Origin of the sequence: Methanoculleus sp. UBA413 (assembly GCF_002502935.1) — an archaeon.
Classification (GTDB): Archaea; Halobacteriota; Methanomicrobia; order Methanomicrobiales; family Methanoculleaceae; genus Methanoculleus; species Methanoculleus bourgensis.
Genome location: NZ_DAQR01000083.1, coordinates 1 through 3,255, shown reverse-complemented (window position 1 = coordinate 3,255; position 3,255 = coordinate 1). Strand labels below are relative to the sequence as shown.

Below are 3,255 nucleotides of genomic sequence, written 5' to 3'. Positions count from 1 at the left end.
TCGTGAACGCACGGAAAAGGTGGGGGATCGATTGCTGCAGCGACTGGGCGTTGACCTCTTTCAGCCACAGCAACTCCGCTTTGAGCGCGGGGAGCTGCTTCATGAGGTCGTACTTGGAGAGGCCGATGCCCTCGTCGTGGTACGCCTGATTCTTGCGGGCAAGCGCCCAGTTGTACACAAACCGGCAGCACCCGAGGTGCTGGGCGATCAGGGTCTTCTGATCCTCGGTCGGATACAGCCGGTACTGATACCTCCGCAGCATACGATAGCATCATGTTGACCCTCCGCCGGCATAAAGAAGGGCCGTGCGCCGTGAAAGTGAAGAAGGGGCGCCGCGAATCCCCTCCCCCCTTGCGGAGGGAGCCCTCCCGCTCATGCCCCGCGAGCCCCGCAGAGGTAGACACCATGCCGATCCGGCACCAAACGTTCAAATAGAGATGATGTGCATCCGGACCGTATGGAAGAGCAGACTATCCTGGTCACGGGCTCGACGGACGGTATCGGGAAGGCAACCGCACATGCCCTGGCCCGGCAGGGTCACCGCGTGCTGCTCCACGGCAGGAACCGGGGGAAGGGGCGCGCCGTCCTCGAGGAACTGGAAGAAGCCACAGGTTCCGACCGACTGGCCCTCTTCATCGCCGATCTCTCGGTGCAGGAGCGGGTCAGGGGTCTCGCGGAGGAGGTCGGCGAGACGCATGACAGCCTTGATGTGCTCATCAACAACGCAGGGGTCTTTATGCCAGAACGAAAAGTTGCACCCGGCGGGATCGAGATGACGTTTGCCGTGAACTACATAGCCCCGTTCCTGCTCACCCACGACCTTCTCCCGCTCCTCTCCGCGAGCCGTCGGGCGAGGGTCGTCAACGTCGCATCGATCGCTCACCGGAGTGTGCGGTCGGTCGACTGGGAGAATCTCCCGGGGTTTGACGACTACGACGCCTACGACACGTACGCCGTATCAAAACTCGGGGTCGTCGCCTTCACCGCCCGGCTTGCGCGGGTGCTTGAGGGGACGAAGACGACGGCGAACTGCCTCCATCCGGGGGTGATCGACACCAAACTGCTCCGTGCCTATACCGGGGAGCAGGGCAGCGCCCCGCCGGAGCAGGGGGCGGAGGTGGAGGTCTACCTCGCGACGTCCCCGGATGCCGCGGCGGTGAACGGCGGCTACTTCGAGGCGACCCGGTGGGCCCGCCCGTCGCCCCTCGCCCTTGACCCGGAGGTCAGGGAGCGGTTCTGGGAGATGGGGCTCGACCTCACCGGGGTTGAGGAATGGCACCGCTCCAGCGGAAAAGCATATGCCTGATGAGGGAAGAGCGGTGACGGAGATGTGGAGGAAGACTGCATGAAAGGCAAGAGGAAAGAAGAGACAAAGGAGTACTGGTGCGAGATATGCGGGGCGGCCTGTGACGAGATCACCGAAGAGACGTTCCCGGACCTGAGAAAGGCGCGGGTTCTCTGCCCTGAGTGCAAAAAGTCCTACGATGAGGCCTGCAGGCTGCGGTGACGGGGGCGCGGGGGCATCTCGTAATCCCGCGAACCCAGATCGTTGATACAGTGGAGAGGCATGGGGGTGACTGGCCGGTGGTCCTTCCGCACCGCTGTGCTCTACTCGCGAGTACCGCTCTTACGGAGGAGATATGGCACAAAGCCTGAATACCACGACCGTCCGGGACCTCATGATGGAGTTTGCCGGCCAGACCGGACTTCTGCCTCCCCGCGCCCGCCCGCGGCGCTACCTCTGGACCGACGCCTACGCGGTCTGCAACTACCTTGAACTCTTTCGCCGGACGGGCGACGGAACCTGCCGCGACCTCGCGCTCGCCCTCGTCGACCAGGTGCACCACACCCTCGGCCGGCACCGTGACGACGACTCCCGGGGCGGCTGGATCAGCGGTCTTCCCGAGGCAGAGGGCGAGGCCCATCCCACCCGGGGCGGTCTCAGGATCGGAAAACCGCTCCCAGAACGCCGGCCAGGAGAACCCCTGGACGAGCGCCTGGAGTGGGACCGGGACGGGCAGTACTACCACTACCTGACGAAGTGGATGCACGCGCTCAACCGGGTAAGCCGGGTCACGGGGGATCCGACTTATACCAGGTGGGCAGTGGAACTTGCAGAGGCGGCCCACGCCGCGTTCACCTACACGCCCCCCTCCGGCGGCAGGAAGAGGATGCACTGGAAGATGAGCATCGACCTCTCCTACCCGCTCGTCCCGGCCATGGGGCAGCACGACCCCCTCGACGGGCTCGTCACCTACAGCGAACTCCAGGCGACGGCCGGGGGGACCGATCTCTCGCCTGTGATCACGGATATGGCCGGCATCTGCCGGGGCGTGAACCTGGCCACTGACGACCCGCTCGGTATCGGTGGCCTCCTCTTCGATGCCGGAAGGATCGTGCACCTGACGATCAGGGACGGCTTTTTGTACCCGGATCTGCTGGACTCTGTCCTGGATTCAGCCCTTGCCGGCCTCGCACGCTTCGCGGGGAGCGGCAGTCTCCGGTATCCTGCGGACTACCGCCTCGCCTTCAGGGAACTCGGGCTCGCGATCGGGCTTGAGGGCGTCCCCGGGCTGCTCGAAGCGGTCCGGGAGAACCCTGATCTCTTCGGCCGAGGAGGCGGTCGTGAGCGGCGGGCCGAAGCCCTCATGGAATACGTGCCGCTTGCGGACGCGATCGAAGGGTTCTGGATGGACGATGGAAACCGGAAAGCCGACACCTGGCTCCAGAACCCTGAGATCAATACGGTGATGCTCGCCACCAGCCTCGCTCCCGGGGAGTTCCTGGCGGTCTGAGGTGAGCATGGGGTTCTGCGCCCCCGCCACCCATACGCTTTTAACCCGGAGTGACGAGGCAGGGTCCATTATGCCGACCAGATTGATGGAGTACTTCAACAAACAGCCGAGGATCGGCGTCCTCAGCACCGCGAACCGGGACGGAAAGGTCGATGCGGCCGTCTTCGGCTCGCCGCAGATGGTCGATGAGAAGACCATCGTTGTTGCCCTGGGAAAGAACCGCACGTTTGAATACCTGCAGGAGAACCCGCACGCCGTCTTCCTCATCGTGGAGCAGGGCGAGACCGAGACGCTGGAGGGCTGGAAAGGTCTCAGGGTCTACCTGCGGATGAAGGAGTATGCAACCTCCGGCGAGATGCTGGACGCCTACAAGAGGGAGACCGCCCGGGTTGTGGGCGAGGAGGCGGCGGCGATGGTTCACGCCGTGGTGAGGTTCGAGGTCGGTGAGGTGCGGCCCCTC

General features: G+C 64.5%; 5 protein-coding genes. 4 read left to right on the top strand and 1 reads right to left on the bottom strand.

Translation table 11 applies throughout. The features are described 5' to 3' along the window. Window positions 1–262, bottom strand: a 262-nt coding sequence (locus BP858_RS06930; protein ID WP_286879164.1) for a transposase, incomplete at its 3' end; no start/stop codon positions are given. Window positions 263–457: 195 nt separating this feature from the next. Between BP858_RS06930 and BP858_RS06925 the strand changes: the two genes are divergently transcribed. The 4 genes from BP858_RS06925 to BP858_RS06910 all read left to right on the top strand — a co-directional run. Then, on the top strand, window positions 458–1,306 hold the full coding sequence (locus BP858_RS06925; RefSeq protein ID WP_062265339.1) for an SDR family NAD(P)-dependent oxidoreductase: 849 nt from the start codon (window positions 458–460) through the stop codon (window positions 1,304–1,306). A gap of 39 nt (window positions 1,307–1,345) precedes the next feature. After that, window positions 1,346–1,507 carry a hypothetical protein gene (locus tag BP858_RS06920; RefSeq protein ID WP_014868084.1) on the top strand — a complete coding sequence of 54 codons (162 nt, stop codon included), beginning with the start codon at window positions 1,346–1,348 and terminating at the stop codon, window positions 1,505–1,507. A 133-nt stretch (window positions 1,508–1,640) separates the two neighbouring features. After that, window positions 1,641–2,795, top strand: coding sequence for a hypothetical protein (locus BP858_RS06915; protein WP_286879163.1), 1,155 nt, complete (start codon window positions 1,641–1,643; stop codon window positions 2,793–2,795). 70 nt (window positions 2,796–2,865) lie between these two features. After that, a partial coding sequence (locus tag BP858_RS06910) for a pyridoxamine 5'-phosphate oxidase family protein (protein ID WP_286879162.1) occupies window positions 2,866–3,255 on the top strand: 390 nt, incomplete at its 3' end.